This window comes from Microbispora sp. H10836 (assembly GCF_012999525.1).
In the GTDB taxonomy this organism is placed as follows: Bacteria; Actinomycetota; Actinomycetes; order Streptosporangiales; family Streptosporangiaceae; genus Microbispora.
On the sequence record NZ_JABBWU010000012.1, the window covers coordinates 71,025 to 97,841 of the forward strand.

A 26,817-nucleotide genomic window follows, 5' to 3' on the forward strand; every position below is an offset into this window, starting at 1 on the left:
TCGTCTCCGACACCGGGATGCTCATGACGTCGTCTCCGACACCGGGATGCTCATGACGTCGTCTCCGGCACCGGGATGTTCACGACGCGGTCTCCGATATCGGGGTGCTCACGACGCGGCCCTCGCCGCCGATTCGGCGCGGCGGCGGGCGGCGGGGACGACCAGCGGAGTGCCGGTCTCCGGGTCGTCGATCACCCGGCAGGGCAGCCGGAAGACCTCCTCCACCAGACCGGCGGTCATGACCTCACCGGGCGCGCCTGCGGCCACGACCCGGCCGTCGCGCATCGCGATGAGATGGCCGGCGTAGCGGGCGGCGTGGTTGAGGTCGTGGAGCACCGCGACGAGCGTGCGGCCGCGCTCCTCGTGCAGCCGCGCGCACAGGTCGAGGACCTCGATCTGGTGGGCGATGTCCAGGTAGGTCGTCGGCTCGTCCAGGAGCAGCAGCGGCGTCTCCTGGGCCAGCGCCATCGCGATCCACACGCGCTGGCGCTGCCCGCCGGACAGCTCGTCGACCAGGCGCCCGGCCAGGTCGGCGACCCCGGTGGCCTCCATCGACTCGCGCACCACCCGCTCGTCGTCGGCCGACCACTGGCGCAGCAGCCGCTGGTGGGGATAGCGCCCGCGGCCGACCAGCTCGGCGACCGTGATGCCGTCGGGCGCGACGGATGTCTGGGGCAGCAGGCCGAGGGTCCTGGCGACCTTCCTCGCGGGCAGGGAGGTGATGTCACGCCCGTCGAGCAGCACCGTCCCGGCGGCGGGCCGGAGCGTGCGCGCCAGCGCCCGCAGCAGCGTGGACTTGCCGCAGGCGTTCGGCCCGATGATCACCGTGAAGGACCGGTCGGGGATGGCGACGTCGAGGCCCTCGGCGACGACCCTTCTGTCGTAGGAGAGGGTCAGTGCGCTGCCGCTCAGACGCGGCCCGTCGTCGTGCATGCCTGCCATTGCGTTCCTGTCCACGATGGTCTCGGTCATATCCGTCCCGCCTTCCGCTGGGCGGCGAGCAGCCAGACGAGGTAGCCGCCGCCGAGCACCCCCGTCACCACCCCGACCGGCAGCTGGTGGCCGGCGAACAGCCGCTGCGCGGCCAGGTCGGCGCCCGTCAGCAGCGCGGCGCCCGTGCACGTCGCGGCGAGCAGGTTCGGCCCGGGCGTCCCGGTCATCCGCCTGGCCAGGTGCGGGGCGGTGAGCGCGACGAACGACACGGGCCCGGCGGCCGCCGCCGCCAGGGACGTGAGCAGCACGGCCGCCCCCAGCAGGACCAGGCGCATGCCCTGCACCCGTACGCCGAGGCCGCGCGCCAGGTCGTCGCCCATCTCGGTGATCGCCAGGGGGCGTGCGCAACCGAGCAGCACCACCGGCGCCAGCACCGCCATCGCGGCGAGCAGCGGGAGGACGTCCTCCCAGCCGCGCCCGTCCAGGCTGCCGGTGAGCCACAACATGGCCCGCGCCGCCTCCATCAGCCGCCCCTGGGTGAGCAGGTAACCGTTGACGCCGGTGAGGATCGCGGTGGCGCCGATGCCCACCAGCACGAGGCGGTGCCCGTGCAGGCCGCCGCGCCAGGCCAGGGCGTAGATGGCCACTCCGGTGACGACGCCGCCGAGCACCGCGCCGCCCGCGAGCGCCGCGCTGCCGCCCCCCGTGACGACCACGAGGAGCGCCCCGGCCGCCGAGCCCTGGGTGAACCCGAGCAGGTCGGGGCTGCCCAGTGGGTTGCGTACGAGCGACTGGAAGACCGCGCCGGCCAGCGCGAGGGCCGCGCCCACGAGCAGCGCGGTGACCACGCGGGGCAGCCGGAGCCCGTGCACGATGAAGTCCTCGGCCGGGCTGCCGCCGCCCAGCACGGTGCGTACGACGTCGGAGGGGCTCATCGGGTAGTCGCCGCCGCCGACCGCGAGCACGCCGAACACGAGCGCGAGCAGCAGACAGCCGGCTCCCACGGCGACGGCCCTGGGCCGGACGATCACATGGCCGGCGGTCACACCCGGACCTTCCTTCGCACGAAGTACAGGAACAGCGGGCCGCCCAGCACCGCCGTGACGATGCCCGCCTGTAGCTCGCCGGGCCGGGCCACCAGCCGGCCGAGCACGTCGGCGCCGAGCAGCAGCACGGGCGCGAGCAGCGCGCAGCAGGGGAGCATCCAGCGCTGGTCGGGGCCGGTCAGCGCCCGGACGAGGTGCGGCACCATGAGCCCGACGAAGACGATCGGCCCGCAGGCCGCCGTCGCCGCCCCGCACAGCAGCGTCACCGCCACGATGGCGCCCGCTCGGACCCGGGCGGGGTGCGCGCCGAGCGAGCGGGCCGAGTCGTCGCCGAGCGCGAGCGCGTTGAGCGGCCGGGCCAGGGCCATGGCCGCCAACAGTCCCGCCGCGATGAACGGCGCCATCATGGCCGCGGTCCCGCCCTGCGCGCTCGCGAGGGAACCGACGGTCCAAAAGCGCATGGTCTCCAGCGAGGCGGTGTCGAGCAGCATCGTCCCGTTCACGTACGAGTAGAGCGCGGCGTTGATGGCGGCTCCCGCGAGCGCCAGCCGCGCCGGGGTGGCCGCGCGACCGCCGCCCACCGCGTACACCAGCACCGACACGGCCGCCGCGCCGGCCAGGGCGAACCAGACGCGGCCCTGGAACGACGCCACGCCGAGCAGTCCCGCGGCGGTGGCCACCGCGGCCGAGGCGCCCGCGTTGATCCCCAGCAGGCCGGGATCGGCCAGCGGGTTGCGGGTCAGCGCCTGCATGACGCCGCCCGCGACCCCCAGCGCGGCGCCGGCCAGCAGACCGAGGAGGGTGCGCGGCAGCCGCATCTGGTGGACGACCGTGTAGGCGGCCGAGTCGGCGTCCACGAGTCCGTGCCAGACCTCCACCGGCGAGAGTTGCCGTGCGCCGAGCCCGAGGCTGAGCACGAGGACGGCGGCCAGCGCGATCGCCGAGCCCAGCAACGCCGCCGCGCGCCGGCCGTTTTCCGCGCGTTTTCCCGGCGCCCGCGCAGGCCTGCTGATCTGCGAGGACTCTGTGACGACCACGACCTGCTCCGGTGGGGGGCCGGGGACGAATTTCATCGCCCCTCTGGACAAGAACTTAGGTAAGGGTAACCTAACTAGCGATCAACCCCAAGGCCCAGTGTCAGCTGTGCCATGTGAGAGAAAGACGAACCGTGCGAAACCTGAACTCCCCCATGTCCCGTCGCGGCCTTTTCGCGGCGGGCGGAGCCGCCGTACTCACGCTGGCGCTCGCCGCCTGCGGATCGAGCGACCCGGCGCCCTCCGCCGCGGGTCAGAGCGCGACGTCGGGCCAGAGCGCGACGTCAGGTCAGAGCGCGACATCGTGGTCCTTCACCGACGACAGGAAGGAGGCGGTCACGGCCGCGGCCGTCCCGTCGCGGGTCGTGGCGTTCACCGGCGCGGCGGCGGCGCTCGCCGACTACGGGGTGCGGGACGGGATCGTCGGCGTCTTCGGCGAGACGAAGCGCGCCGACGGCTCGCCCGACCCGCAGGCCGGCGACCTCGACGTGAACAAGGTGACGATCCTCGGCAACGTCTGGGGCGAGTTCAACATCGAGAAGTACGCGGCGCTGCGCCCCGAGCTTCTCGTCACGCACATGTACGACCCCGGGGCCCTGTGGTACGTCCCGGACGAGAGCAAGGACAAGATCGTCCAGCTCGCCCCGACCGTCGCCGTCAGCGCGGCCCGCGTCCCGATGACCCAGCCGATCGAGCGCTACGCCGCCCTCGCCGAGTCGCTCGGGGCGGACCTGAAGGCCCCGAAGGTCGCCGAGGCGAAGGCCAGGTTCGAGGCCGCCGCCGAGAGCGTCCGCAAGGCGGTCGCCGACAACCCCGGGATCAGGGTCCTGGCCGCTTCCGGCAGCCCCGACGTGCTGTACGTGTCCAACCCGGAGGTCAACACCGACCTCATGTACTTCGCCCAGCTGGGGGTCGAGATCGTCAAGCCGGACAAGCCCGGCGAGGGCGGTTACTACGAGAACCTGAGCTGGGAGAACGCCGACAAGTACGACGCCGACCTGATCCTGCTCGACAACCGCAGCACCGCGCTGCAGGCCAAGGACCTGACGTCCAAGCCGGCCTGGGCCAAGCTGCCCGCCGTGGAGGCCGACCAGGTCGTCGCCTGGGACCCCGTGCCGCGCTTCTCGTACGCCGGAGCCGCCCCGATCCTGGAGAGCCTGGCGACGGCGATCCGGAACGCCAAGAAGCTCGGCTGACCACACGTCCGAGAAATCACCGGGGGACACGTGTCGACTCCCACAAGTTAGGTTCGCCTAACCTAACCTCTCACGGTAAGGATGACAATGACCTATCCCCATGCCGGGGCCGCGCGGGCGTACCTGTTCAACGACCGCACGGTGGAGGGATACCGGCGGGCGATGGCGGCCGGGACCGAGCGGGTGGCGGAGCGGATCCGGCGCGCCGACCGGCCGTTCAGCGGAGTGTCCCCAGAACGGCTCGCGCCGCGGATCGCCGCGATCGACCTCGAACGGCCGCTGCACGACCAGGCCGCCGTCCTCGACGAGCTCGAACGGGTCTACCTGCGCGACGCCGTCTACTTCCACCACCCCCGCTACCTGGCGCACCTCAACTGCCCGGTGGTGATCCCCGCGCTGCTGGGCGAGGCGGTCCTGTCGGCGGTCAACTCCTCGCTCGACACGTGGGACCAGAGCGCGGGCGGCACGCTCATCGAGCGCCGCCTCGTCGAGTGGACGGCCGGCCGGGTCGGCTTCGGCCCCGCCTCCGACGGTGTCTTCACCAGCGGCGGCACCCAGTCGAACCTCCACGCCCTGCTGCTCGCCCGTGAGGGGGCCCGTACGGACGCCTCGCCGGCGCGGCTGCGGGTGATCACCTCCGAGGCCGGGCACTTCAGCGTGCGCAAGGCGGCGAACCTGCTCGGCCTCGGCCCGGACGCGGTCGTGACCGTGGAGACCGACGCGCAGCGGCGCATGCGGCCGGCCGCGCTCGCCCGCGAACTCGGCCGCTGCCGCCGCGCCGGGCTGGTGGTCATGGCCGTGGTGGCCACCGCCGGCACCACCGACTTCGGCTCGATCGACCCCCTGCCGGAGATCGCCGATCTGTGCGCACGGGCCGGGGCGTGGCTGCACGTGGACGCGGCCTACGGCTGCGGGCTGCTGGTCTCCCGCAGACGGCGGCACCTGCTCGACGGGATCGAGCGGGCCGACTCGGTCACCGTCGACTTCCACAAGTCCTTCTTCCAGCCGGTCAGCTCCAGCGCCGTGCTGGTGCGCGACGGCGCGGTCCTGCGGCACGCGGCCCACCACGCCGACTACCTCAACCCCCTGCGGATGGCCGAGCAGGGCATTCCCAACCAGGTGGACAAGAGCCTGCAGACCACCCGCCGCTTCGACGCGCTCAAGCTCTGGCTGACGCTGCGGACGATGGGCCCGGACGCGGTCGGCGAGCTGTTCGACGAGGTCGTCGACCGCGCGGCCGAGGCGCACGCACTGATCACGGCGGACCCGCGTTTCGAGGTCGTCACGCGGTCGCCGCTGAGCACGCTGGTCTTCCGCTACCTGCCGCAGGAAGGTCCCGGCCGCGAACTCGCCGACGACGCCAACCTGTACGCTCGCGAGGCGCTGGCCGCCTCCGGCGCGGCCGTCGTCGCCGGCACCAAGGTCGACGGCCGCCACCACCTGAAGTTCACCCTGCTGAACCCCGAGACCACGCTGGACGACATCGCGCACGTCCTCGACCTCCTCGCGGGGCACGCCCGGCGCTACGTGGACGAGCTCGCCCCGCCCGCCGACCATCCGGGAGTCACGCATGTCCACGCATGACTTCGTCGCGATCGGGCTGGGGCCGTTCAACCTGGGCCTGGCCTGCCTGACCGAGCCCATCGCCGAGCTCGACGGCGTGTTCCTGGAGGCGAGGCCCGGCTTCGCCTGGCACCCCGGGATGATGCTCGACTCCGTGACGCTGCAGACGCCGTTCATCGCCGACCTCGTCACGCTGGCCGACCCGACCTCGCCGTACTCCTTCCTGAACTACCTGAAGGAGACCGGCAGGCTCTACCCCTTCTACATCCGCGAGAGCTTCTACCAGCTGCGCGCCGAGTACGACGCGTACTGCCGCTGGGCCGCCGGGCGGCTGGGCAGCGTCCGCTTCGGCCACCGCGTGACCTCCGTGACGTACGACGAGACCGACGGCCGCTACGTGGTGCGCGCGGTCACCGACGGCGGGGAGGTGACCGAGCACCGTGAGATTGAACACCGGGCCCGGCACCTCGTGCTCGGCACCGGCACCCCGCCGTACGTGCCGGAGGCCTGCCGGGGCCTCGGCGGCGACCTCGTCCACACCACCGGCTACCTCGACGCCAAGGCCGCGCTGCAGGCGAAGGAGAGCATCACGGTCGTCGGCAGCGGGCAGAGCGCCGCCGAGATCTACCGGGACCTGCTGGCCGACGTCGACACGCGCGGCTACCGGCTGAACTGGGTGACCAGATCCCCGCGGTTCTTCCCGCTGGAATACACCAAGCTGACCCTGGAGATGACCTCTCCCGAGTACGTGGACTACTTCCACGCGCTGCCCGAGGACACCCGCTACCGCCTCGAAGCCGAGCAGAAGTGCCTCTACAAGGGCATCGACGCGGCGCTGATCAACGACATCTTCGACCTGCTCTACGCCAAGACCGTCGGCGGCCCGATCCCCACCCGGCTGCTGACCTGCACCGAGCTGCGCGAGGCGGCCTACGACGCCGGCCGGGGCGAGTACACACTCGGGCTGCGCCATGTGGAGCAGGAGCGCGACCACACGCTCGTCACCCAGGGCCTCGTGCTGGCCACCGGCTACCGCTACGAGCCCCCCGCCTTCCTGGAGCCCGTACGCGACCGGATCCGGTGGGATCGGCACGGCCGGTTCGACGTGGCGAGGAACTACAGCATCGACGTCACCGGCAGGGGGATCTTCCTGCAGAACGGCGCCGCCCACGCTCACAGCGTCACCTCGCCCGACCTCGGCATGGGCCCGTACCGCAACTCGTGGATCATCAGCCAGATCCTGGGCCGCGAGCACTACCCCATCGAGAAGGCCATCGCCTTCCAGGAGTTCGGCGCGCCCGAGGGCGTGGTCGCATGAGTGAGCGCAGCGAGCGAAGCGGTAGGCACAGCGGCGTCCTGTTCCGCCGTACGGACGCCCAGGTCGGCGAGCTCGCCGTACGCCGCCTGGACCCGGAGGCCGACGCGCCGACGGTGCACGCCTGGGTGACCCATCCCAAGGCGGTGTTCTGGATGATGCGGGACGCCGACGTCGCCGACGTGGCGAAGGAGTATCGCGAGATCGTCGATCACCCGCAGCGCGACGCGTTCCTCGGGCTGGTGAACGGGCGCCCGGCGTTCCTGGCCGAGAGTTACGACCCCGCCCGGGTCGAGCTGGCGGGGCTCTACGAGGCCCGGGACGGCGACGTCGGCATGCACTTCCTGTGCGCGCCGACCGGCACCCCGGTGCACGGCTTCACCCGGGCCGTGATCACCACGGTCATGGAGTTCCTGTTCGCCGATCCCGCGATCCGGCGGGTCGTGGTCGAGCCCGACGTGCGCAACACGGCGGTCCACGTGATCAACGCGGCCGTCGGTTTCGAGGTCGCCGGCACGGTCGCCAAGCCGGAGAAGGACGCCCTGCTGAGCGTCTGCACCCGGGAGCGGTTCCTCGCGGCGACCCGGGAGGCGACGGCGTGAACCCCATCCAGGCGGTCTCCCACCTCACGCCGGAGCTGTGGGAGAAGGCCAACCGGCGGCTGGTGCGCAAGGCGCTCGCCGAGTTCGCCCACGAGCGGCTGCTCACTCCGCGCCCCACAGGCGACGGCCGATGGGCGGTGCGCGCCGACTCCGGCGCGGTGGAGTACCGCTTCACCGCGACGGTGATGTCCCTCGATCACTGGCACATCGGCGAGATCACCCGCCACCGGGCCTCGGGCGAGGCCCGGCCGCTCGACGCGCTGGAGTTCGTCACCGAGACGCGCGGCCCGCTCGGGCTGAGCGACGAGATCCTGCCGGTCTACCTGGAGGAGATCACCTCCACGCTGGCGAGCCTCGCGTACAAGCTGAGCCGGCCGCCGGTCGGCGCGGCCGAGCTGGCCAGGGCCGGTTTCCAGGAGATCGAGGCCGCCATGACCGAGGGCCATCCGTGTTTCGTGGCCAACAGCGGCCGGATCGGCTACGGGATCGACGACCATCACCGGTACGCCCCCGAGGCCGCCGCGCCCGTACGGCTGATCTGGCTGGCCGCCCACCGCGACCACACGACGTTCACCTGCTCGCGCGACATCGACTACGAACGGCTGACGCGCGGGGAGCTCGGAAAGGAGGTCCTGGCCCGCTTCGCGGGCACGCTCGCCGGTCTCGGGCTCGACATGGCCGACTACCTGCTCGTGCCGGTGCACCCCTGGCAGTGGTGGAACAGGATCTCGGTGACGTTCGCGGCGGAGGTCGCCGAGCGGCGGCTGGTCTGCCTGGGCCCCGGCGACGACGACCACCTCGCCCAGCAGTCGGTCCGCACGTTCTTCAACGCCGGCGCGCCGTCCAGGCACTACGTCAAGACGGCCCTGTCGGTGCTGAACATGGGCTTCATGCGTGGCCTGTCCGCCGCGTACATGGAGGGCACCCCGGCGATCAACGACTGGCTCGCCGATCTGATCGGGGACGACGAGGTCCTCCGCGCGGCCCGGCTGACGATCATCCGTGAGCGGGCCGCCGTCGGGTACCGCAACCCGCGGTACGAGGCGGCCACCGACCGCCACTCGCCGTACCGGAAGATGCTGGCGGCGCTGTGGCGGGAGAGCCCGGTCGCGGGGCTGGACCCGGGCCGGCGCCTGGCCACGATGGCCTCCCTGCTGCATACCGATGAAGAAGGACGGTCGTTCGCGGCGGCCCTGATCGAGCAGTCGGGCCTCGCCCCCGAGGTGTGGCTGCGGCGCTACCTCGACGCCTACCTCGTCCCGCTGCTGCACGCCTTCTACGCCTACGACCTGGCGTTCATGCCGCACGGCGAGAACGTCATCCTGGTCCTGGACGGCGGCGCGGTGGAGCGGGTGATATTCAAGGACATCGCCGAGGAGATCGTGGTGATGGACCCGGACGCGGACCTGCCGCCCGAGGTCCGGCGGATCCGCGCCGAGGTGCCCGAGGAACAACGTCTCCTGTCGATCTTCACCGACGTCTTCGACTGCTTCCTGCGCTTTCTCAACGCGGTGCTCGCCACGGGCGGGGTGCTGGACGAGGACGCCTTCTGGCGGACCGTCGCCGAGTGCGCGACGGCCTACCAGCGGTCGGTCCCGCACCTCGAGGAGCGGTTCCGGCGCTACGACCTGTTCGCCGGCACGTTCGCCCTGTCGTGCCTCAACCGCCTGCAACTGCGGAACAACCGGCAGATGGTGGACCTGACCGACCCCGCGGCCGCGCTGCAGATGGCCGGCGACCTGGTCAATCCCATCGCCCGCTTCGCCCCGGTTCGTCCTGAGGGCGGAGGCGCTACGCGGGCGCGTACGTGAGGCAGTCGGCCTCGTCCAGGGAGTAGCCGATGTCGATGCCGGGCGCCTGGCATTCCAGTTGCACGTTGTGCTGACAGTCGGACATCTTGCAGGCGCCCACCCGGCCCGTAGTGGACGGGTCGCCTCCCGGCGCGGGCGCGGTGAAGAACGTGTCGCAGTGCGCGTGGGACGCGTCCCCGACCGTGATGGCGGTGGCGTGGCACATGCGGTCGCGGTTGTACGCGCACGAGGTGGCCTCGCATCGGTTGACGACGGGCATTTCCATGAGCGGCTGTTCCCTCCTGACGAATCATGGCTTTCGCCCTGGCTCATACCGTCGGCGACCGGGCCGCTAAGCCCCAGGGTGGATCTAGGCTCGGCAAGGAGGCGCCCGGGCGGAACCTAAACTGGGTGCTCCGACGGCAGGGGCGGGAAGGAGGAGCCCATGAGCGGCCGTCCTTCCCACGACCGGACCGCGGGGACGGGTCCCGTCGATCCGGACGCCGACCTGCGCGACGAGCGCGCCCACGCCGGTGGCGTGTTCCGTTCGCCGGCGGCCCCCGCCCGCCACCGGACCTGGGACGTCCTCGCGGTGATCGCCCTCGGCGGCGGGGGCGGCAGCGTGGCCAGGTATCTGGTCGGCCGGGCGTTCCCCGCGCCGCCCACCGGGTTCCCCTGGGGGACGTTCGTCGCCAACGTCACCGGCTGCCTCGCGATCGGGGCCCTCATGGTCTTCGTCCTGGACGTCTGGCCGCCGCGCCGCTACGTCCGTCCGTTCCTCGGGGTCGGCTTCCTCGGCGGATTCACGACGTTCTCCACCTTCGCCGCGGAGATCGTGGACAGGTCGTCGCGCGGCGCGTGGCCGACGGCCGGCGTGTACGCCGCGAGCAGTCTGCTCGCCGGGCTGGTCGCCGTCTGGTGCGGCATCGTGCTCGCCCGCGCTCTGGCGGGACTCCCCGTACGGCGGCGTGGCAAGGGGGACGCATGAGATCGTACGGCCCGGCGCAACGATTGACGATCTTGATAGGGGAGGGCGACCAGTATCGGCACCGGCCTCTGTACACCGAGATCGTGCACCGGGCGCACGCGATGGGCCTGGCCGGGGCGAGCGTCTTCCGGGGCGTCGAGGGCTTCGGCGCCTCCTCGCGCATCCACACGAGCCGCCTGCTGTCGCTCGGTGAGGACCTGCCCGTCGCCGTCGTCATCGTGGACGTCCCGGAGAGGATCAGCGCGTTCCTGGCGGAGCTGGACGAGCTGGTGACCGAGGGCCTGGTGATCGTCGATCCCGTGGAGGTCTACCGCTACGGGGGGCGCGAGGAGCGGTGATCCTCCTGCTGGTGTTCCTCGGCGGCGTGGTCGGCGCGCCCGCCCGATACCTGGCCGACCGGCTGGTCCAGCGGCTGCACGACAGCGTTTTCCCCTGGGGCACGCTGTCGGTCAACCTGGCCGGGTCGCTCGTGCTCGGGCTGCTGCTCGGCGCGCGGGACGGCGTCGGGCTGCCCGCCGACGTGGTCACCCTGCTCGGGACCGGCTTCTGCGGCGCGCTCACGACGTTCAGCACGTTCGGTTTCGAGACCGTACGGCTGCTGGAGGAGGGCTCGGTCCTGGAGGCGGCGCTCAACGCGCTCGGCAGCCTGGTCCTCGGCGTCCTCGCCGCCGCCGCCGGATTCGTCCTGGCCGCCCTCCTCATATGAGGGACCCGGCGAGCCGGAGGGCTCGCCGGGCGTTCCGCCGGATCAGTGGTGACCGTGACCGTGCCCGTGGCCGTGGTCGTCGTGCTTCTGGGTCCAGGGGCCGGTGATCGCGAAGACGTAGCCGGGGCTCTGGATGTTGGCGAACAGGATGCGGCCGTCGTCGCTGAACGTCGGGCCGGTGAACTCGCTGTCGTTGATCTCGTTGCGGGCCATCGGGTAGGGGGTGCCCTTGTCGGTGACGCCGACCAGGTGCGACAGGCCCTCGCCGTCCTCGGCCAGGATGACGCCGCCGTACGGCGAGACGGTGATGTTGTCCGGCCCGTCGTAGTTCGTGTCCTGCTCCGGGTCGGGGTTGACGCCGAAGATGGTCTTCAGCGTGACGGTCTCCGACTCGGGGTCGTAGAACCAGACCTGGCCGTCGTGCTCGTTCTTGCTGCCGTCGTCGTGCCGGGCGTAGCTGGCGACGAAGTACGCGCCGCCGTCGCCCCACCAGGCGCCCTCCAGCTTGCGGCTGCGGGTGACCTGGTCGTCGGTGAACTGCTTGCGCACCGAGGTGGTCTTGGCGTCCCGGTCCGGCACGTCGACCCACTCGACCTTGTAGCGGGTGCCCGGCTGGGTCGCCTCGGACAGGTCGGCGATGTGCCTGTTGCCCTTGCGGCACCGCATGGCCTGCAGCTTCCCGGCGGTGTCACCGCCGGGGCCGAGCGCGAGCGCGCGCAGCGCGCCCTTGCGGGCGTGGAAGTGCTTCGGCGGGACCCACCGGAAGTAGAGCCCGTTCGGGCCGCTCGCGTCCTCGGTCAGGTAGATCTCCGAGTTGCGGGGGTTGACCGCGACGGCCTCGTGCGAGTAGCGCCCGAGGAACTTCAGCGGCACCGGATCCCTGTTGGCCTCGCGGTCGAACGGGTCCACCTCGAAGACGTAGCCGTGGTCCTTCTGGTACGCGCCCCCGGCCCGCTGCTCGGTCTCCTCACAGGTCAGCCAGGTGTTCCACGGCGTGATGCCGCCCGCGCAGTTGTTGTGCGTGCCCGCGACGCTGACGTACTCGCGGATCCGGTTGCCGTTCCTGTCGACCTCGATGTTCGTCGTGCCGCCCTTGGCGCCGGGGTCGTAGGTCAGGCCGGGCAGGGCCGGTACGCCGTAGGGCTCGCTGCCGTTGATCTCGTGGTTGTTCACCAGGACCCAGCCGTCGCGGCCGGCGAAGCAGCCGGTGCCGTCGGCGTCGCTGGGGGTCGGCTCACCCGACTCCAGGACCGTCTTGCCGGCCTGGGCGACGATCTTGTAGGAGAAGCCCTTCGGCAGGGCGAGCAGACCGGCGGGGTCGGCGACGACCGGGCCGTAACCGGTCGTCTTGCCGATCCCCGACTGGGCGGCCTGGGCGGCGGCGGGACCGGCGATCGCCTCGATGCTGCCGGCGATGGCGATGCCGAGACCACCGGCGGCGGCCGAGCGGATGAGATCGCGGCGGGAGAGGGAGGAACTCACAGACGTACCTTTCGGTGCATTCGGCAGGCGCTGTGATCCCATTCCTCCGTTCTGAACCCCTCCTTCCGCGAAACGGACGTGGGGGTTAACACGTCGCGACGATCTCAGGAAAGCAGATCACACCCGGGCGTCACTTGGCCAGGAAGGCGATGAGCGCGTCGGTGACCTCCTGGGCGTGGGTCCACAGCAGGCCGTGCGGGGCGCCCTCGATCTCGACGTACTCGGCCTGGGGAAGCGCCCGGTGGAAGGGGCGGCCGGTGGAGTCGATGGGCAGGATGCGGTCGGCGGTGCCGTGCACGATGAGCGCGGGCACGTCGATCTTGGGGATGTCGGCCCGGAAGTCGGTCGTCCATGTGGGTACGCACGCCGCCGAGGCGTACCACGATGCACCCGCCGCGGTGTTCCAGTTGGCCCGGACGACCTCCTCGCTGAGGCGGGTGCCGAGGTTCTCGTCGGTGTTGTAGAAGGCGTTGTAGAAGTCGGTGAAATAGGCGTAGCGGTCCTTGGCGACGGCGGCGGAGATGCCCTCGAACACGCTGCCGTCGACGCCCTCCGGGTTGTCCTCCGTCTTGAGCAGGAACGGTTCGAGGGAGGCCAGGAACGCGGCCTTGGCCACCCGGTCCGAGCCGTACGTGCCGAGGTAGCGGCCGACCTCGCCGGTGCCCATCGAGAAGCCGACGAGGATCACGTCACGCAGGTCGAGGGTCTCCAGCAGGGTGTTCAGGTCGGCGGCGAAGGTGTCGTAGTCGTAGCCGACGGTGGGCTGGCTCGACCGGCCGAAGCCGCGGCGGTCGTAGGCGACGACGCGGTAGCCGGCGTCGAGCAGGGCGGGGATCTGCTTCTCCCACGAGTGACCGTCGAGGGGGTAGCCGTGGATGAGCACGACCGGCTGCCCGGTGCCGTGGTCCTCGTAGTACAGGTCGATGGCGGTGCTGTTCTCCTGGCCGACCGTGATGTACGCCATGGCGCGCTCCTTCTGAATCTCCGCTGCGGTTCCGCAACCCGTTTCTTGGTACGCGCTAGAGACTATACCACGATTAAATTGTGCGCAAGGTAATTGGGCACGCTCCATCTTGGGGTGATGGGCGGAGGGTGTCAGCCCTGCCGGTTCGCGTACGCCGTGACGTTGTCCGTCAGCCGGCGCAGCGTCGCCAGGGTGCGGGTGAACTCCTCGGGTTCGAGCGCCATGGCGTCGCCGACCGCGGCGAAGACGCCGTCGCTGCGCTCCCGGAGGTTCGCGCCCTTCTCGGTCAGGGTGATCTGCACCGTGCGCTCGTCGTCGGCGCGGCGCTCCCGGCGCAGCAGGCCGTTCGCCTCCAGGCGCTTGAGCAGGGGTGTCATCGTGCCGTAGTCGAGGTGCAGCGCGGCGCCGAGCTCCTTGACCGTGACACCCTCCGTGGGGCCGTCCCACAGGACCAGCAGGACCAGGAACTGCGGGTAGGTGAGGCCCATCTCGTCGAGCAGGGGCCGGTAGAGGCCGGTGACCGCGCGGGAGGCCGCGTAGAGCGCGAAGCACATCTTGTCGTCGAGGACGCGGGGAAGCCGCTGCTCACTCTGGGTGCTCGTCATCCTTCCACTGTAGGAGCCTGGCCCGCCATCTGCACGTGGGCGGTCCAATCGGGCACGAGGTGTTGACGACGGCGTGACCCGGCGCGGGCCGGGTCACGCCCGGCCTCGTCAGCGGCACGCGCGCACCACTCGGGGGGTGCCGCAGCTCGTGGTGCCCGCGCCGACGCCCGCCTGCGCGTTCAGGTCGAGCCCGACGTTCAGGTCCACGGCGAGACCGAGGCCGAGGCCCAGGTTGAGGCCGGCGTCGACGCCGAGGGCGGCCGTGGGCTTGGTGGCGGCCTTCGGCGCGTCACAGCCGCACGCGGCGTACGCGGGGGCGGTGGCGAGCAGGCCCGCGCAGGTCAGGGCGGCCAGAGACAGAAGGCGGATAGGGCGGCGCATGAAGATTCCTCATCTCAGATGTCACTAATCGTGTTCGATCGTCACTCTTCGTATCCGAACATCGGTTGTGGCAAACCCAGGGCGCTCCCGGTGGAGCACCAAAAGCCGGAGTGAAGACGCCATTGCCCCCGGGAGAGCCCGGAAGTACCGTCGATGTCGTGGCCGTCATCCACAGGGAACGCGTCGCGTGGGAGAGCGCGAGAGTGTTCGTCGCGGCCGCGACGGACGACGCCTACTGGTGGCTCGGTGAGACGCTCGGCCGCCATCTCGGGCAGACGTACGAGCTCGACCTGACCCGCACCCGTTTGCGCCTGCGGCGGGACGAGGTCTCGCGAGCCGGCCGCGCGCACGAGGACGCGCTGTCCGCCGAGGTCGCCGCCTGGCGTGCCCGGATCGAGGACGTCCTGACGGAGCGTCCGGAGATCGCGCCGGTCCTGCGGCAGGTGACCGAGGAGACCGGCCGGCGTCTGCGTCACAGCCCGCGCCGCTGACGACCGTGTTACGACGACTGCGGCCGAGTCGTCCACAGGCTGTGGACAACTCGGCCGTGAAACCTCTCAGCGGAAGCGTCGCAGGCGGAGGCTGTTGCTGACGACGAAGACGCTGGAGAAGGCCATCGCCGCTCCGGCGATCATCGGGTTCAGCAGCCCGGCGGCGGCCAGCGGCAGGGCCGCGACGTTGTAGGCGAAGGCCCAGAACAGGTTGCCCTTGATCGTGCGCAGCGTGCGCCGCGACAGCCGGATCGCGTCGGCCGCCACCCGCAGGTCGCCCCTGACCAGGGTCAGGTCGGCGGCCTCGATGGCCACGTCGGTGCCCGTGCCCATGGCCAGACCGAGGTCGGCCTGGGCGAGCGCGGCGGCGTCGTTGACCCCGTCGCCGACCATGGCGACGGTCCTGCCCTCGGCCTGCAGCCGCTTCACCACGTCGACCTTGTCGGCGGGCAGCACCTCGGCGATCACCTCCTCGATGCCCACCTCCGCCGCGACCGTACGCGCGACCCGCTCGTTGTCGCCGGTCAGCAGCACCGGGGTCAGCCCGAGCGCGCGCAGGTCGCGGATCGCCTCGGCGCTGGTGGCCTTGACGGCGTCGGCCACCACCAGGACGGCGCGGGCCTGGCCGTCCCAGCCGACGGCCACCGCCGTACGGCCGGCGGCCTGCGCCTCGTCCAGCGCCCGCGCGAGGCCGGGGGGCAGGTGCTGGGACCACTCGGCCAGCAGCGCGGGCCGCCCCACCAGGACGGCGTGGCCGTCCACGATGCCCTGGACGCCGAGGCCCTCGACGTTGGCGAAGTCCTCCGGCGCCGGCAGGGGTCCCACCCGTTCGGCGGCCCTCCGCGCGATCGCCTGCGCGATCGGGTGCTCGGAGGCGTGCTCCAGGGCCCCGGCCAGCCGCAGCACCTCCTCGGGGTCCTGCCCCTCGGTGGCCACGACGTCGACCAGCGTCATCTTCCCCTCGGTGACGGTGCCGGTCTTGTCGAGCACGACCGTGTCGATCGTGCGGGTGGACTCCAGCACCTCGGGGCCCTTGATCAGGATGCCGAGCTGGGCGCCGCGGCCGGTGCCGACCAGCAGCGCGGTCGGCGTGGCCAGCCCCAGCGCGCAGGGGCAGGCGATGATCAGCACCGCGACCGCGGCGGTGAAGGCCGCCTGGGTGCCCTCGCCCGTACCGAGCCAGTAGCCGAGCGTGGCGACCGACAGCGCGATGACGATCGGCACGAAGACCCCGGAGATGCGGTCGGCCAGGCGCTGCACCTCGGCCTTTCCGGTCTGCGCCTCCTCCACCAGCCGCGCCATCTGCGCGAGCTGGGTGTCGGAGCCGACCCGGGTGGCCCGCACGACCAGCCGGCCGCCCGCGTTCACCGTCGCGCCGGTCACCGCGTCATCGGGCCGCACCTCCACCGGCACCGACTCGCCGGTGAGCATCGAGGCGTCGACCGCCGAGGTCCCCTCCTCGATCACGCCGTCGGTCGCGATCTTCTCGCCGGGCCGTACGACGAAGCGGTCGCCCACGGCCAGCTCGCCGACCGGGACGCGCACCTCCCTGCCGTCGCGCAGGACGGCGACGTCCTTGGCGCCCAGTTCGAGCAGCGCCCGCAGGGCCGCGCCCGCGCGCCGCTTGGAGCGGGCCTCGAAATAGCGCCCGGCCAGGATGAACGCCGTGACCCCGGCCGCGGCCTCCAGGTAGATGTCACCGGAGCCGTCGCTGCGTGCGATCGTGAACGCGAACGGGTGGGTCATGCCGGGGATGCCCGCGTCGCCCAGGAACAGCGCCCACAGCGACCAGCCCAGCGCCGCGATCGTGCCCAGCGACACGAGCGTGTCCATCGTGGCCGTGCCGTGGCGCAGGTTGGTCCAGGCCGCCCGGTGGAACGGCAGGCCGCCGTACACGACGACCGGGGCCGCGAGCGTGAGCGACAGCCACTGCCAGTACGTGAACTGCAGGGCGGGGATCATCGCCAGCGCGATCACCGGGACGGCGAGCACGACGGAGACGAGCAGCCGGGTCCGCAGGGAGGCGAGCTCGTCCTGCGGTTCCCCGGGCGCCTGCTCCGGTTTCGGCGGCTCGGGCAGCTTGGCCGTGTATCCGGCCTTCTCCACCTCCGCCACCAGGGACTGCGGGTCCAGGTCCACGGGGAAGGTCACCTTGGCCTTCTCCGTGGCGTAGTTGACCGTCGCGGTTACGCCGTCCAGCTTGTTGAGCTTGCGCTCGATCCTGTTGGCGCACGACGCGCAGGTCATGCCGCCTATCGAAAGCTCGACCGCGCCTGTCGGCCGGTCACCGGTTGTCGCCGGCATCACCACTCCTTTCTCGCGTCATGTCGTCAACGGCTGTGCCCGGCCGCTTCCGCGTGAACCGTGAAGGCGGCCGTGCGGACGGTTCCCTCGTGTTTGAAGTCGAGGAACAGGCGGTAGTCGCCGCCGCTCGGCGCCGACGCGGCGAAGGTGACTCCCGCCGCCGTCGTGCCCTCCTCGGGGTGCACGTGCAGGTAGGCCAGGTCGCCCGCGCGGATCGCGACGAGGTGGCCGTAGGCGCCCAGGTAGGGTTCGAGGTCGCCGACCGGCTCGCCGTCCTTGCTCACCGTGAACACGAGCTTACTCACCCGGCCGGGCGCGAGGTCGCCCGCCAGCGTCACCGTGTATCCGTCCACCCGCGCCGTACGATCCGCCGACGGCAGCGGCCGGGGCTCGTAGGCGCCCGGGACGTTCAGGTCGGCGCCGAGCGTCAGGTCCGGCCCGCCCTCCGGGGCGAAGTCGGCGTACGCGCGGTAGGTCCCGGCGGCCGGCAGGGTGAGCCGGACCGTCCAGACCCCGTCGCCGGCCTCCTCCGGGTGCAGGTGCCAGAAGCCGCCGAGGTCCCGGGAGACCACGATGAAGTGCAGCTTCTTGTCGTGCTTCACCTGGTAACGCGTCACCGGCGCGCCATCGGGCCCGTTGACGGTGAAGCGGAACTCGGCGGCCTTCCGCGGCGTGAGCGTCGTGGTCAGCGGGACCAGCGTGTAGCCGTCCTGGGAGATCTGCAGACCCGGTGGCACCGTGGTGGCGGCGTCCTCGGCGTCCTCGGCGCCCGTGTGGGCGTGACCGGCCGCGGGGTCCGGGTGGCCGTGGACGGGTCGCGGTTCCGCGCGCGGGGGCTCGCCGGCGCCGAGCGCGGTCCCCGCGCCCAGGGCCGCCAGGAAGATCACGCCGAGGCCCGCGGCGTACGCGCCGAGCCGGGCCGGGGTGTTCACGAGACACCCGCCACGTCGTACCCGGCCTCCCGGACGGCCGCCACGACGGCCGCGTCGTCCACGCCGCCGTCGGCCTCGACCGTCAGCAGGCCGGAGGCGAGGTCCACGCTGACGTCGGTCACCCCGGGAACCGCGCCGACCTCCTCGCTGACCGAGCTCACGCAGTGGCCGCAGGTCATGCCGGTGACGGTGTAGGTGCTGGTCATGACGATCACTCCTGTAACTCGTGCTTCATCGATGTCAACACCATACCCCCCTATGGTATTTCCGCGTCAAGTCGGGGCCCCGCTCGGGGGCCCGCAGGTCTACAGGAGGTAACGCAGCCAGAGGTACGGCACGCACAGGGCCACCGTGACGACGGTGACCACCAGGCCGTACTTGGTGAACTGCCAGAAGCTGATCCGGGCGCCGTTGCGCTCGGCGATGCCGAGGATGACGACGTTCGCGGAGGCGCCCACGGCGGTGGCGTTGCCGCCGAGGTCCGCGCCGAGCGCGAGCGCCCACCACAGGACGTTGGGGTCGCCGGGCACGTGCTGCGCGAGATCGGCCACGATGGGGCTCATCGTGGCGACGTAGGGAATGTTGTCCACGATGGCCGACAGCCCGGCCGACGCCCAGAGCAGGACCATGGTGGTCACGCCGGGCCGTCCGGCCGTCGCCTCCGCGGCCGCCTGCGACACCTGCGTGATGACGCCGGTCTCCACGAGCGCGCCGACCATCACGAACAGCCCGGCGAAGAACACCAGCGTCGGCCACTCCACCTCGCGCAGCGCGTCGTCGGTGGTGATCTTGGTGACCAGCACGAGCAGCCCCGCGCCGAGCAGCGCCACGACCGACGGCTCGTAGTGCAGCACCGGATGCAGCACGAACGCCGCGATGACCACGCCGAGCACGGACAGGCTCTGCACCAGCATGACCTTGTCCTGGATGGCCGCCCGCTCGTCCAGCTGCATGATCTCGGCCGCCCGCTCGGGGTCGTACCGGAACGCCTTTCGGAACAGCAGCCGGCACAGTCCGATGAAGACCGCCGTCAGCACGATGACCAGCGGAGCGAGGTGGACGAGGAAGTCGTTGAAGGTCAGCCCGGCGCGGGAGGCGATGATGATGTTCGGCGGGTCGCCGACCAGGGTCGCCGTGCCGCCGATGTTGGACGCCATCGCCTCGGCGATCAGGAACGGCGCGACCGGCAGCGCGAGGCGCTCGCAGACGAGGAACGTGACCGGCGCGATCAGCAGCACGGTCGTGACGTTGTCCAGCAGCGCCGACGCGAGGGCCGTGATCACCAGGAGCAGCACCATGAGCCGGAACGGCCGGCCCCTGGCGCGCTTGGCGGCCCAGATGGCGAGGTATTCGAACACGCCGGTCTGCCGCAGCACCCCGACGATGATCATCATGCCCAGCAGCAGGAAGACGACGTTCCAGTCCACGCCGGACTCCTGCGAGAAGAACGCGGAGCCGGCCGCGGTCGCGTGGACCAGCAGCATGATCGCGGCGCCGCCCAGGGCGGCCTTGACCCGGTGGACCTTCTCGCTGGCGATGAGGACGTACGTGGCGACGAAGACGACCGTCGCCACCCATGCGGTCAGCGTCATGTGAGCCGCTTGAGCAGCGCGGAGAGCGTGACCGCGCCCAGCAGGCGGCCGCCGTCCAGCACGGCGACCAGAGGGCTGCGGGTGCGCGCCATCAGCGCGCCGATCTCCAGGAGCGTGGCGTCCGGGTCGGTCACCGGAAGCTCGCGCGGCTGTTGCGGCAGCGCCTGGCGGACCGTGCGGCCGCCCAGCGCGCGGACGAACGCGTCGGCGTGCGCCTCGTCGATCACCCGGGCCAGCGCGGGGTCGTCCTGGCAGTACCGGGGCACGGCCAGGCGCAGCACCTGTGTGCCCGGCAGTATCGACACCGGCGCGCCGCGCTCGTCCAGCACGATCAGCCCGGGCAGTTCGCGTTCGGCCATGAGGCGCGCGGCCTCGGCCACGGGGGAGTCGAGCCCCACGGTGGGGAACGGCACTACGAGATCCCGGGCACGCATGACCTCACCTGCCCGCCGCGTGTGGGTGTGCTCACGTCAGCCTTCCGGTCGCCGGTACGGCCCCCGGGTACGGGGGACCCCTTCGCCGACCAGACTTCCCGGCACGCCCCGGACCAGGCTATCGGCCCGGCAAGCCGTACAAAAGCCCCGGCGACGCGCGGTTGACGTATACCCCCTCGGCGTACGGCAGGCGGCCGAGCGACCCGGCCGGCAGCGGGACCATGCCCTCAGGCGCCTCCGTCAGCCGGGCGGAGAAGGCGAGACGGCGGCCGGCGCGTCCCCGGGCCGAGACGTAGTCGTCCGCGCCGGCGAAGGTCACCTCGCCCACCGAGCCGAGCCGCGCCAGCGCCGCCTCCACCGGCTCGCCCGGCCGGACGACGGTGGCGGGCAGGCGGTCGGTCTCGTCGTCGGAGCGGACGAGCACCGCGCCGTCGAGCCGGGCGACCAGGCAGACCGTGACCTCCTCGAACCCGGCGCGCACGGCCTCGGCCGCCAGATCGGCGCAGCCGGGCACGTCCCACCCGTGCAGGGAGAAGACCGGCGACCCGGCATCGAGCGGCACGGGCAGGCCCGCCGGGGACGAGGCGAGTGCCCGCCGCACGGCCTCGACGCCCGCCCGCGCGTACGGCACGGTCCGCTCGGGCAGCCGGTCCAGCGGAAACCAGCCCAGTTCGGCGCACTTGTGCGGCTCGGCGTTGACCGGCGTGCCGGTGATCGAGCGCGCCACGAGGAACATCCCGATGCGGGCCGTCCCGCCCGCGTTGCGGTGGTGCATGACGTGCACCACCTCGCAGCCGTCCACCTCGACGCCGAGCTCCTCGCGGGCCTCCCGGACGGCGGTGTCCACCACCGACTCCCCCTCCTCGAGATGCCCGGACGGCATGATCTGCCACTCCCCGTCGGCGTAACCGGTGCCCTCGCGGCGGCCGAGCAGCACCTTCCCACCGTCCGTCAGCACCAGATGCACGTCGACGACCGGGCGGTAGCGGCCCGGGGCGTACGTCGCGGCGTCGAGCAGCGCGGGCAGGGTCGCGGCGTTCGCGGAGATGAACTCCCCCAGCTCGGGCGGCACCATGTTCAGGTCGCGCGCCTCCTCCGGACGTACGCGCCGCACCTCGTGCAGGCCGATGTCCGGTTCGAGGAACTCCGGGCCGCTGCGGCGCGACAGGTCGAGCGACACCAGCCGGCAGGCGAAGACCGTGCTGAGACGGCCGGGCTCGGCGAGGGTGAACACGTGCAGCGCCGGCCCCGCCGTCGCCCCGAGTTCCTCGTCGAGCTCGCGGCGCAGCGCCGCCTCCGGCGAGGCGTCGGCCGGCTCCACCCCGCCGCCCGGCGTGACCCAGTACGGCTCCCGCTCCGGTCGTACCCGGCGGAACAGGACGATCTCGTCGCCGTCGAACAGGATGGCCCGGACGCCGTGTCGTACGGAGGTCATGCCCGGAATCCTCTCGCGGACGGTCCGGCGTCCGCTGCCGGAAGGGGCCGAAATACGGTGAGGAGAGCTCTCCCGGCGGAGGGCTTCGTGAAGAAGGGATGTTGCGCGATGACGGAAATGACCTATCGGCGGCTGGGGGACTCGGGACTCGTCGTCTCGGCTCTGGGCCTCGGTGGCAACAACTTCGGCCGCAGGCTCGACCTCGACGCCACCCGCGCCGTGGTCGACGCGGCGCTCGACGCCGGCGTCACGCTGATCGACACGGCCGACATCTACGGCGAGTCGGAGACGCTGCTCGGCGAGGTGCTGAAGGGGCGGCGCGACCAGGTCGTCCTCGCCACCAAGTTCGGCGGGGACGTGCACGGCGCCAACGGGCCCGACTGGGGCGCGCGGGCCTCGCGGCGGTACGTCCGCCTGGCGGTCGAGCGGTCGCTGCGCCGCCTCAAGACCGACTGGATCGACCTCTACCAGCTGCACTTCCCCGACCCCTCCACGCCGGTCGAGGAGACCTTGTCGGTCCTGACCGACCTGGTGCGGGAGGGCAAGGTCCGCTACGTGGGCTCCTCCAACTTCGCGTCCTGGCAGGTCACCGACGCGGACTGGATCGCCCGCACCGGGGGCTTCGAGCGGTTCGTGAGCGCGCAGAACGAGTACAGCCTGCTCGACCGGGGCGTGGAGCGGGAGCTGGTCCCGGCGCTGCTGCACCACGGCATCGGCCTGCTGCCGTACTTCCCGCTGGCCAACGGCCTGCTCACCGGCAAGTACCGGCGCGGGGAGGAGCCGCCGGCGGGCACCCGCCTCGCGGACCGGCCGCAGTACCTGACGGACGCGCGGTTCGCGGTGGTGGAGCGGCTGCGGGAGTTCGCCGAGCGGCAGAGGGTGACCCTGCTCGACGTCGCGATCGGCGGCCTGCTCGCGCAGCCGTCGGTCTCCTCGGTGATCGCGGGGGCGACCCGGCCCGAGCAGATCAAGGCGAACGTCGCGGCGGCGGCGTGGCGGCCGGACGAGGCGGCGCTGAAGGAGCTCAACGAGATCGCGCGCTGACCGGGGCGTGGCCGGCGGGAGACGCCGGCGCAGTGACTGCTCGCCCGAGCCCCGGGACGGGGCCCGGGCGGGGCCGTCAACCGTCGAGCATCGCCATGAGGCGGCGCAGGTAGGGCGGCACGTTGCGCAGCCGTACGGCGCTGCCCGCCACGGGGGACGCGGGAGCCAGCAGGGCCCGCAGCCCGGCCAGGTCGACGAACCGCAGGGCGCCCGCGTCGATGGTGATCTCGCCGCGCTCGCTCCTCGCCTCGGCGAGCGCGGTCGCCAGGGCCGCGCTGTTCGAGACGTCCACCTCGCCCTCCACGATCACGGACGAGTCCGCGGGGGACCACCTGACGCTGAGGTAGGTGTCCGTGTAGAGAACGCCGGGGTGACCGCCGGGTGGATTCACGAGATGCACCGGCACAATGCACCGGTGCGTAACGCGATGCGCGCCCGTTCCGGACGCGGTGTTGCGGAGCAGGACACGGTGAATGTCATCACGGTCCCACCTCCCTGCTGAAGGCGGAAATACTCACTGAGCGTTGCCGTCCGACAGCGCATCTGTCAATGGTTAGCCCAGTTGATATTCAACGGAAGTCGACGATCATCGCTTGCGGCCCACGCCGCCGACCGCCCAGACCGTGTCCTTCGGCGGCCGCAGCTCGTCCGGTTCCGGCCGCCATTCGGGCACCTGGACCAGGCCGGGCTCCACCATCTCCAGATCGCCGAACAACGGCAGGATCTCGTCCTGCGTGGGCAGCCGCAGGCGGCCGTCGTCCTTGACCGCCCACTCGCTGGCGAACAGCAGGGCCAGCTTGTCGGTCACCTCCGGGCGGATGTCGGAGATCGCGTGGCTGATGACCATGTAGCTGCCGGGTGCGATCGCCTCACGCAGGCGGGCGGTGATGGCCATGGTCAGGTCGTCGTCGTTGATCGCCGCCAGGACCGCTACGAGCAGCACGCCCACGGGCTCGTCGAAATTCACCAGCGCCCGCAGTCGCGGATGCGTGAGGATCGAGTCGGGGTCGCGTACGTCGCCGCGGATCACCACGACGCGCTCGTCCTCCTCCACCAGCGCCTGACCGTGGTTGACCACGACCGGATCTTTGTCGACGTAGACCACGCGGGCGTCGGGGGCGCACCCGCGTGCGATCTCGTGCACGTTGCCCTGGGTCGGCAGGCCGCAACCGATGTCGATGAACTGGCGGATTCCGGCGCCGGCCAGGAACCGTACGGCCCGGCGGAGGAACTTGCGGCCCTCGCGGCACATCAGGGGCAGCTCGGGCGCGATCAGCAGCGCCGCCTCGGCGGCCTCGCGGTCCGCGGCGAAATTGTCCTTCCCACCGAGCCAGTAGTCGTAGACCCGGGCCTCGTTGGGGACGGACGGGTCGAAACCCACAGGCTCGACCGGGGAGATACCCGGCATGATCCTCCGTTCAGCCCTGATGACCGATAGTACCGGTGCGAGATGGGCCTAAGTGAGGATTAGTACGTGTTTCCGGATGGGGGCCTTCGGCGGGATCAGCGGTAGCCGGCGCCTTCCGCGGTGAAACCGGCCCACACGGCCTTGCCCACGGGGCGTAGCCGCGCCCAGCCCCACATGCGGCTGACCCCGGCGACGACCTGCAGGCCGCGCCCGGTCTCGGCCACGTAGTCGGGCTCGCGCAGCACCGGCGCGTCGTTGCTGGGGTCGGTGACCACGCACAGCAGCGCACGCGACGATCGGAACATCAGCAGGCGCACCGGCAGGGGATGGATGGCCTGGTGCCGCAGGCCGTGCCGTAGCGCGTTGGTGACCAGTTCGCAGACCGCGAGCCCGGCGTCGTCGGCGACGTCCTCCATGGCCCAGGTCTGCAACACCCCGGTTGTGAAGTGCCGCGCGGTGCGCGCGGCGAGGCTCTCACGGTGGAACTCGTGCACCGCCACCTGAGGGACGCCGCACGGCTCCTCACCACCGGTCCAGGGCCAGCGCTTGCCATCGGGAAAGACCTGCTCAAGCGTGCCAAGCCAGGGATCCCGGGCAACGCTATCGGCTTCTGCAAGGGAAGCGCGGTCTGTCCGATAACCAGTCATTGAGAGCCTTATGAGGTTGATGTCGACCATGTGGCGGGATGACTCAGTAAGTCATACTGCTCCCATTGATGCTCGTGTGCAAGTACAGATGCACGTGCAAACGCACGAAAGCTGTGGTTCGGTCGGATTGCGAAACGAGGCGCCCCATGTCCGTGATCTACAACGGAATGCCCTCATCTCACCTGGGGCAGCAGGCCTGGCGCAAGAGCCGGCACAGCAATCCGAGCGGCAACTGCGTCGAGATCGCCGCGCTGCCCGACGGCCGGGTGGCCCTGCGCAACTCCCGGCACCCGTCCGGTCCGGCGCTTATCGTGCCGCTTCAGGACATGGCGGCATTCATCCGCTCCGTCAAGGAGGGCGAATTCGACGACCTCCTCGGTTAGTGGAGAAATGATCTCGCCACTTGCGCGGGCCGATGTGACGAGTATCGTGAACGTGGCGTAAACATCGGTGCACCTCAAAGGACCCCATATGACTGCGGCCCCTGCGGAGGGTGTGCCTCACCCGCTCGACCTGGGCGCGCGATCGCGCCGCAGCCCGACCGTCCTGCGCATCCTGCTCGGCACCCAGCTGCGACGGCTCCGTGAGAGCAGGCACATTCGCCTGGAAGAGGCCGGCAACGCCATTCGCGCCTCCCACTCGAAGATCAGCCGGATGGAACTCGGGCGGGTCGGGTTCCGCCGTCGCGACGTCGCCGATCTCCTCACCCTGTACGGCGTCACCGACGAGAGCGAGCGGGAGGCGCTGCTCTCGCTGGTCGCCCAGGCCAACGCCCCCGGCTGGTGGCACAAGTACGACGACGTCCTGCCCTCCTGGTTCGAGGCGTACGTCGGCCTGGAGCAGGCCGCGAGCACGATCCGCTGCTACGAGGTGCAGTTCGTGCCGGGGTTGCTGCAGGCCCCGGGATACGCGGAGGCCGTGGTGCGGCTCGGCCACCCGGACGCCTCGGACCAGGAGGTCGAGCGCCGCGTCCGGTTGCGGATGGACCGGCAGGAGGTGCTGGTCCGGCCGGATCCGCCCCTGCTGTGGGCGGTGATCGACGAGGCCGTCCTGCGCCGTCCCGTGGGAGGCGCGGAGGTGATGCGGGCCCAAATCGAGCACTTGCTCGAGATGATCTCGCTGCCTCGTGTCACGCTCCAAGTCATCCCGTTCAGCGCGGGCGGGCACGCCGCCGCGGGAGGGCCGTTCAGCATCCTGCGCTTCGCGGGGGTCGGCCTGCCCGACGTCGTCTACCTCGAACAACTCACCAGCGCCATCTACCTGGAAAAACGAGAGGACATCGACCGCTACCTCGCAGTTATGGAGCGCCTGTGCATCCAGGCCAGGCCGGCCTCGGAGACCGCGCGGATGCTGCGGCAGCTCATGACGGAGCTGTGACGATGCGCTAGCGTCGCGTGGGTGACCTCCGCTGTCGCACGCCCGCAGGAGACGGTGGCGCAAGCCGTACCCGAAAATGCGTGTCAGGTGCGCGTGGGCGGTAAGTGGAGTAGTACCACACTGTGGGGCAAGCAGGAGGGCGGTGAGAACCTTGGCGGGCAGCCTGCTCAGCCTGGAGTTCGACCGAAGCTCGGTCACCAGGGTGCGGCATCTCGTCATGGTTTCGGCCCAGGAGGCCGGGCTCGAAGGCGTGGTCCTGGAGGACTACGTGCTCGCCGTGCACGAGGCGGTCACCAACGCCGTCCGGTACGGCTCGCCGCCGCGGGGGATCGCCATGTGGCATGAGACGGGGACGCTGGTGTGCGAGATCACCGACAAGGGCCCCGGCATTCCCGACGAGGTGCTGGAGCGGGAGGAGCCGGCGACGCGGTTCGACTTCGGGGGGCGCGGACTGTGGCTCATGAACCGCCTGGCCGATCGCGTCGTGCGTACGGGGGCGGATGGTACGACGATCCGTCTCAGCGTGCCGCTTTCCTGATCGACCTTTG

General features: G+C 71.5%; 30 protein-coding genes. 13 read left to right on the plus strand and 17 right to left on the minus strand.

Annotated elements, in window-relative coordinates; translation table 11 throughout:
• Nucleotides 1-108: 108 nt before the first annotated feature.
• From HHX30_RS22205 to HHX30_RS22215, 3 genes are read right to left on the minus strand one after another with little or no spacing between them, the layout of a single operon-like run.
• Nucleotides 109-972 (minus strand): ABC transporter ATP-binding protein, encoded by an 864-nt coding sequence (locus HHX30_RS22205; protein ID WP_169983904.1) that lies wholly within the window; start codon nucleotides 970-972, stop codon nucleotides 109-111.
• The gene (locus tag HHX30_RS22210; protein ID WP_169983905.1) at nucleotides 969-1,979 is read right to left on the minus strand and encodes an iron chelate uptake ABC transporter family permease subunit; all 1,011 of its coding nucleotides are present in this window, start codon (nucleotides 1,977-1,979) and stop codon (nucleotides 969-971) included. Before HHX30_RS22210 ends, HHX30_RS22205 begins: the two co-directional genes overlap by 4 nt.
• Nucleotides 1,976-3,016, minus strand: a complete 1,041-nt coding sequence (locus HHX30_RS22215; RefSeq protein WP_311922709.1) for an iron chelate uptake ABC transporter family permease subunit — start codon at nucleotides 3,014-3,016, stop codon at nucleotides 1,976-1,978. The genes HHX30_RS22210 and HHX30_RS22215 overlap by 4 nt, the downstream gene beginning before the upstream one ends.
• A gap of 131 nt (nucleotides 3,017-3,147) precedes the next feature.
• Here HHX30_RS22215 and HHX30_RS22220 point away from each other — a divergent pair, with 131 nt between their 5' ends.
• The 5 genes from HHX30_RS22220 to HHX30_RS22240 all read left to right on the plus strand — a co-directional run bounded on the left by HHX30_RS22220 (nucleotide 3,148) and on the right by HHX30_RS22240 (nucleotide 9,500).
• Nucleotides 3,148-4,209 (plus strand): ABC transporter substrate-binding protein, encoded by a 1,062-nt coding sequence (locus tag HHX30_RS22220; RefSeq protein ID WP_311922710.1) that lies wholly within the window; start codon nucleotides 3,148-3,150, stop codon nucleotides 4,207-4,209.
• Nucleotides 4,210-4,296: 87 nt separating this feature from the next.
• The gene (locus HHX30_RS22225) at nucleotides 4,297-5,793 is read left to right on the plus strand and encodes an aspartate aminotransferase family protein (protein ID WP_169983907.1); all 1,497 of its coding nucleotides are present in this window, start codon (nucleotides 4,297-4,299) and stop codon (nucleotides 5,791-5,793) included.
• The gene (locus HHX30_RS22230) at nucleotides 5,780-7,090 is read left to right on the plus strand and encodes a lysine N(6)-hydroxylase/L-ornithine N(5)-oxygenase family protein (RefSeq protein ID WP_169983908.1); all 1,311 of its coding nucleotides are present in this window, start codon (nucleotides 5,780-5,782) and stop codon (nucleotides 7,088-7,090) included. Before HHX30_RS22225 ends, HHX30_RS22230 begins: the two co-directional genes overlap by 14 nt.
• A complete protein-coding gene (locus HHX30_RS22235) occupies nucleotides 7,087-7,689 on the plus strand; it encodes a GNAT family N-acetyltransferase (RefSeq protein WP_169983909.1) in 603 nt (200 codons plus the stop codon). Before HHX30_RS22230 ends, HHX30_RS22235 begins: the two co-directional genes overlap by 4 nt.
• Nucleotides 7,686-9,500: an IucA/IucC family siderophore biosynthesis protein gene (locus tag HHX30_RS22240; RefSeq protein WP_169983910.1), complete on the plus strand. Its 1,815-nt coding sequence runs from the start codon at nucleotides 7,686-7,688 to the stop codon at nucleotides 9,498-9,500. The genes HHX30_RS22235 and HHX30_RS22240 overlap by 4 nt, the downstream gene beginning before the upstream one ends.
• Here the strand turns inward: HHX30_RS22240 and HHX30_RS22245 are convergent.
• Nucleotides 9,481-9,765, minus strand: a complete 285-nt coding sequence (locus HHX30_RS22245; RefSeq protein WP_169983911.1) for a DUF1540 domain-containing protein — start codon at nucleotides 9,763-9,765, stop codon at nucleotides 9,481-9,483. The genes HHX30_RS22240 and HHX30_RS22245 overlap by 20 nt on opposite strands.
• A 159-nt stretch (nucleotides 9,766-9,924) precedes the next feature.
• Between HHX30_RS22245 and crcB (HHX30_RS22250) the strand changes: the two genes are divergently transcribed.
• The 3 genes from crcB (HHX30_RS22250) to crcB (HHX30_RS22260) are packed head-to-tail and all read left to right on the plus strand — an operon-like array spanning nucleotide 9,925 to nucleotide 11,173.
• Nucleotides 9,925-10,467 carry a fluoride efflux transporter CrcB gene (gene crcB, locus HHX30_RS22250; protein ID WP_169983912.1) on the plus strand — a complete coding sequence of 181 codons (543 nt, stop codon included), beginning with the start codon at nucleotides 9,925-9,927 and terminating at the stop codon, nucleotides 10,465-10,467.
• On the plus strand, nucleotides 10,464-10,805 hold the full coding sequence (locus tag HHX30_RS22255) for a DUF190 domain-containing protein (RefSeq protein WP_169983913.1): 342 nt from the start codon (nucleotides 10,464-10,466) through the stop codon (nucleotides 10,803-10,805). Before crcB (HHX30_RS22250) ends, HHX30_RS22255 begins: the two co-directional genes overlap by 4 nt.
• On the plus strand, nucleotides 10,802-11,173 hold the full coding sequence (gene crcB, locus HHX30_RS22260; RefSeq protein WP_169983914.1) for a fluoride efflux transporter CrcB: 372 nt from the start codon (nucleotides 10,802-10,804) through the stop codon (nucleotides 11,171-11,173). The genes HHX30_RS22255 and crcB (HHX30_RS22260) overlap by 4 nt, the downstream gene beginning before the upstream one ends.
• A 42-nt stretch (nucleotides 11,174-11,215) precedes the next feature.
• On the opposite strand, the gene HHX30_RS22265 is transcribed toward crcB (HHX30_RS22260), so the two are convergent.
• The 4 genes from HHX30_RS22265 to HHX30_RS22280 all read right to left on the minus strand — a co-directional run bounded on the left by HHX30_RS22265 (nucleotide 11,216) and on the right by HHX30_RS22280 (nucleotide 14,605).
• Nucleotides 11,216-12,655, minus strand: coding sequence for an alkaline phosphatase PhoX (locus HHX30_RS22265; RefSeq protein ID WP_311922711.1), 1,440 nt, complete (start codon nucleotides 12,653-12,655; stop codon nucleotides 11,216-11,218).
• Between the two features lie 130 nt (nucleotides 12,656-12,785).
• Nucleotides 12,786-13,619 carry an alpha/beta fold hydrolase gene (locus HHX30_RS22270; RefSeq protein ID WP_169983916.1) on the minus strand — a complete coding sequence of 278 codons (834 nt, stop codon included), beginning with the start codon at nucleotides 13,617-13,619 and terminating at the stop codon, nucleotides 12,786-12,788.
• A 131-nt stretch (nucleotides 13,620-13,750) separates the two neighbouring features.
• Nucleotides 13,751-14,224 carry a MarR family winged helix-turn-helix transcriptional regulator gene (locus HHX30_RS22275; RefSeq protein ID WP_169983917.1) on the minus strand — a complete coding sequence of 158 codons (474 nt, stop codon included), beginning with the start codon at nucleotides 14,222-14,224 and terminating at the stop codon, nucleotides 13,751-13,753.
• Between the two features lie 108 nt (nucleotides 14,225-14,332).
• Nucleotides 14,333-14,605: a hypothetical protein gene (locus HHX30_RS22280; RefSeq protein ID WP_169983918.1), complete on the minus strand. Its 273-nt coding sequence runs from the start codon at nucleotides 14,603-14,605 to the stop codon at nucleotides 14,333-14,335.
• 158 nt (nucleotides 14,606-14,763) lie between these two features.
• Here HHX30_RS22280 and HHX30_RS22285 point away from each other — a divergent pair, with 158 nt between their 5' ends.
• Nucleotides 14,764-15,096: a hypothetical protein gene (locus tag HHX30_RS22285; protein ID WP_169983919.1), complete on the plus strand. Its 333-nt coding sequence runs from the start codon at nucleotides 14,764-14,766 to the stop codon at nucleotides 15,094-15,096.
• A 66-nt stretch (nucleotides 15,097-15,162) separates the two neighbouring features.
• Here HHX30_RS22285 and HHX30_RS22290 read toward each other — a convergent pair whose 3' ends face one another.
• From HHX30_RS22290 to HHX30_RS40815, 6 genes are all read right to left on the minus strand, one after another.
• Nucleotides 15,163-17,400: a cation-translocating P-type ATPase gene (locus tag HHX30_RS22290; RefSeq protein ID WP_169983920.1), complete on the minus strand. Its 2,238-nt coding sequence runs from the start codon at nucleotides 17,398-17,400 to the stop codon at nucleotides 15,163-15,165.
• A gap of 26 nt (nucleotides 17,401-17,426) precedes the next feature.
• A complete protein-coding gene (locus HHX30_RS22295) occupies nucleotides 17,427-18,332 on the minus strand; it encodes a hypothetical protein (protein ID WP_169983921.1) in 906 nt (301 codons plus the stop codon).
• Entirely contained in the window at nucleotides 18,329-18,538 is a 210-nt protein-coding gene (locus tag HHX30_RS22300; RefSeq protein ID WP_169983922.1) for a heavy-metal-associated domain-containing protein, read from the minus strand. The genes HHX30_RS22295 and HHX30_RS22300 overlap by 4 nt, the downstream gene beginning before the upstream one ends.
• A 99-nt stretch (nucleotides 18,539-18,637) precedes the next feature.
• Nucleotides 18,638-19,924 carry an ArsB/NhaD family transporter gene (locus HHX30_RS22305; RefSeq protein WP_169983923.1) on the minus strand — a complete coding sequence of 429 codons (1,287 nt, stop codon included), beginning with the start codon at nucleotides 19,922-19,924 and terminating at the stop codon, nucleotides 18,638-18,640.
• Nucleotides 19,921-20,358 (minus strand): CBS domain-containing protein, encoded by a 438-nt coding sequence (locus HHX30_RS22310; protein WP_169983924.1) that lies wholly within the window; start codon nucleotides 20,356-20,358, stop codon nucleotides 19,921-19,923. The genes HHX30_RS22305 and HHX30_RS22310 overlap by 4 nt, the downstream gene beginning before the upstream one ends.
• Nucleotides 20,359-20,476: 118 nt before the next feature.
• Entirely contained in the window at nucleotides 20,477-21,793 is a 1,317-nt protein-coding gene (locus HHX30_RS40815; RefSeq protein ID WP_211592363.1) for an NUDIX domain-containing protein, read from the minus strand.
• A 108-nt stretch (nucleotides 21,794-21,901) separates the two neighbouring features.
• Between HHX30_RS40815 and HHX30_RS22320 the strand changes: the two genes are divergently transcribed.
• Complete coding sequence (locus HHX30_RS22320; RefSeq protein WP_169983925.1) at nucleotides 21,902-22,837, plus strand: aldo/keto reductase; 936 nt, start codon at nucleotides 21,902-21,904, stop codon at nucleotides 22,835-22,837.
• A 76-nt stretch (nucleotides 22,838-22,913) separates the two neighbouring features.
• Here the strand turns inward: HHX30_RS22320 and HHX30_RS42790 are convergent, their stop codons facing one another.
• The 3 genes from HHX30_RS42790 to HHX30_RS42795 form a co-directional block, all read right to left on the minus strand.
• The gene (locus tag HHX30_RS42790) at nucleotides 22,914-23,228 is read right to left on the minus strand and encodes an STAS domain-containing protein (protein WP_169983926.1); all 315 of its coding nucleotides are present in this window, start codon (nucleotides 23,226-23,228) and stop codon (nucleotides 22,914-22,916) included.
• A gap of 195 nt (nucleotides 23,229-23,423) precedes the next feature.
• A complete protein-coding gene (locus HHX30_RS22330; protein WP_169983927.1) occupies nucleotides 23,424-24,245 on the minus strand; it encodes an SAM-dependent methyltransferase in 822 nt (273 codons plus the stop codon).
• 95 nt (nucleotides 24,246-24,340) lie between these two features.
• A complete protein-coding gene (locus HHX30_RS42795) occupies nucleotides 24,341-24,739 on the minus strand; it encodes an ATP-binding protein (RefSeq protein ID WP_310741784.1) in 399 nt (132 codons plus the stop codon).
• Between the two features lie 299 nt (nucleotides 24,740-25,038).
• On the opposite strand from HHX30_RS42795, the gene HHX30_RS22340 reads away from it, so the two are divergent.
• The 3 genes from HHX30_RS22340 to HHX30_RS22350 all read left to right on the plus strand — a co-directional run bounded on the left by HHX30_RS22340 (nucleotide 25,039) and on the right by HHX30_RS22350 (nucleotide 26,807).
• Complete coding sequence (locus HHX30_RS22340) at nucleotides 25,039-25,275, plus strand: DUF397 domain-containing protein (RefSeq protein ID WP_169983929.1); 237 nt, start codon at nucleotides 25,039-25,041, stop codon at nucleotides 25,273-25,275.
• An 88-nt stretch (nucleotides 25,276-25,363) separates the two neighbouring features.
• Complete coding sequence (locus HHX30_RS22345; RefSeq protein ID WP_169983930.1) at nucleotides 25,364-26,269, plus strand: helix-turn-helix transcriptional regulator; 906 nt, start codon at nucleotides 25,364-25,366, stop codon at nucleotides 26,267-26,269.
• Nucleotides 26,270-26,411: 142 nt separating this feature from the next.
• On the plus strand, nucleotides 26,412-26,807 hold the full coding sequence (locus HHX30_RS22350) for an ATP-binding protein (protein ID WP_169983931.1): 396 nt from the start codon (nucleotides 26,412-26,414) through the stop codon (nucleotides 26,805-26,807).
• Nucleotides 26,808-26,817: the final 10 nt, after the last annotated feature.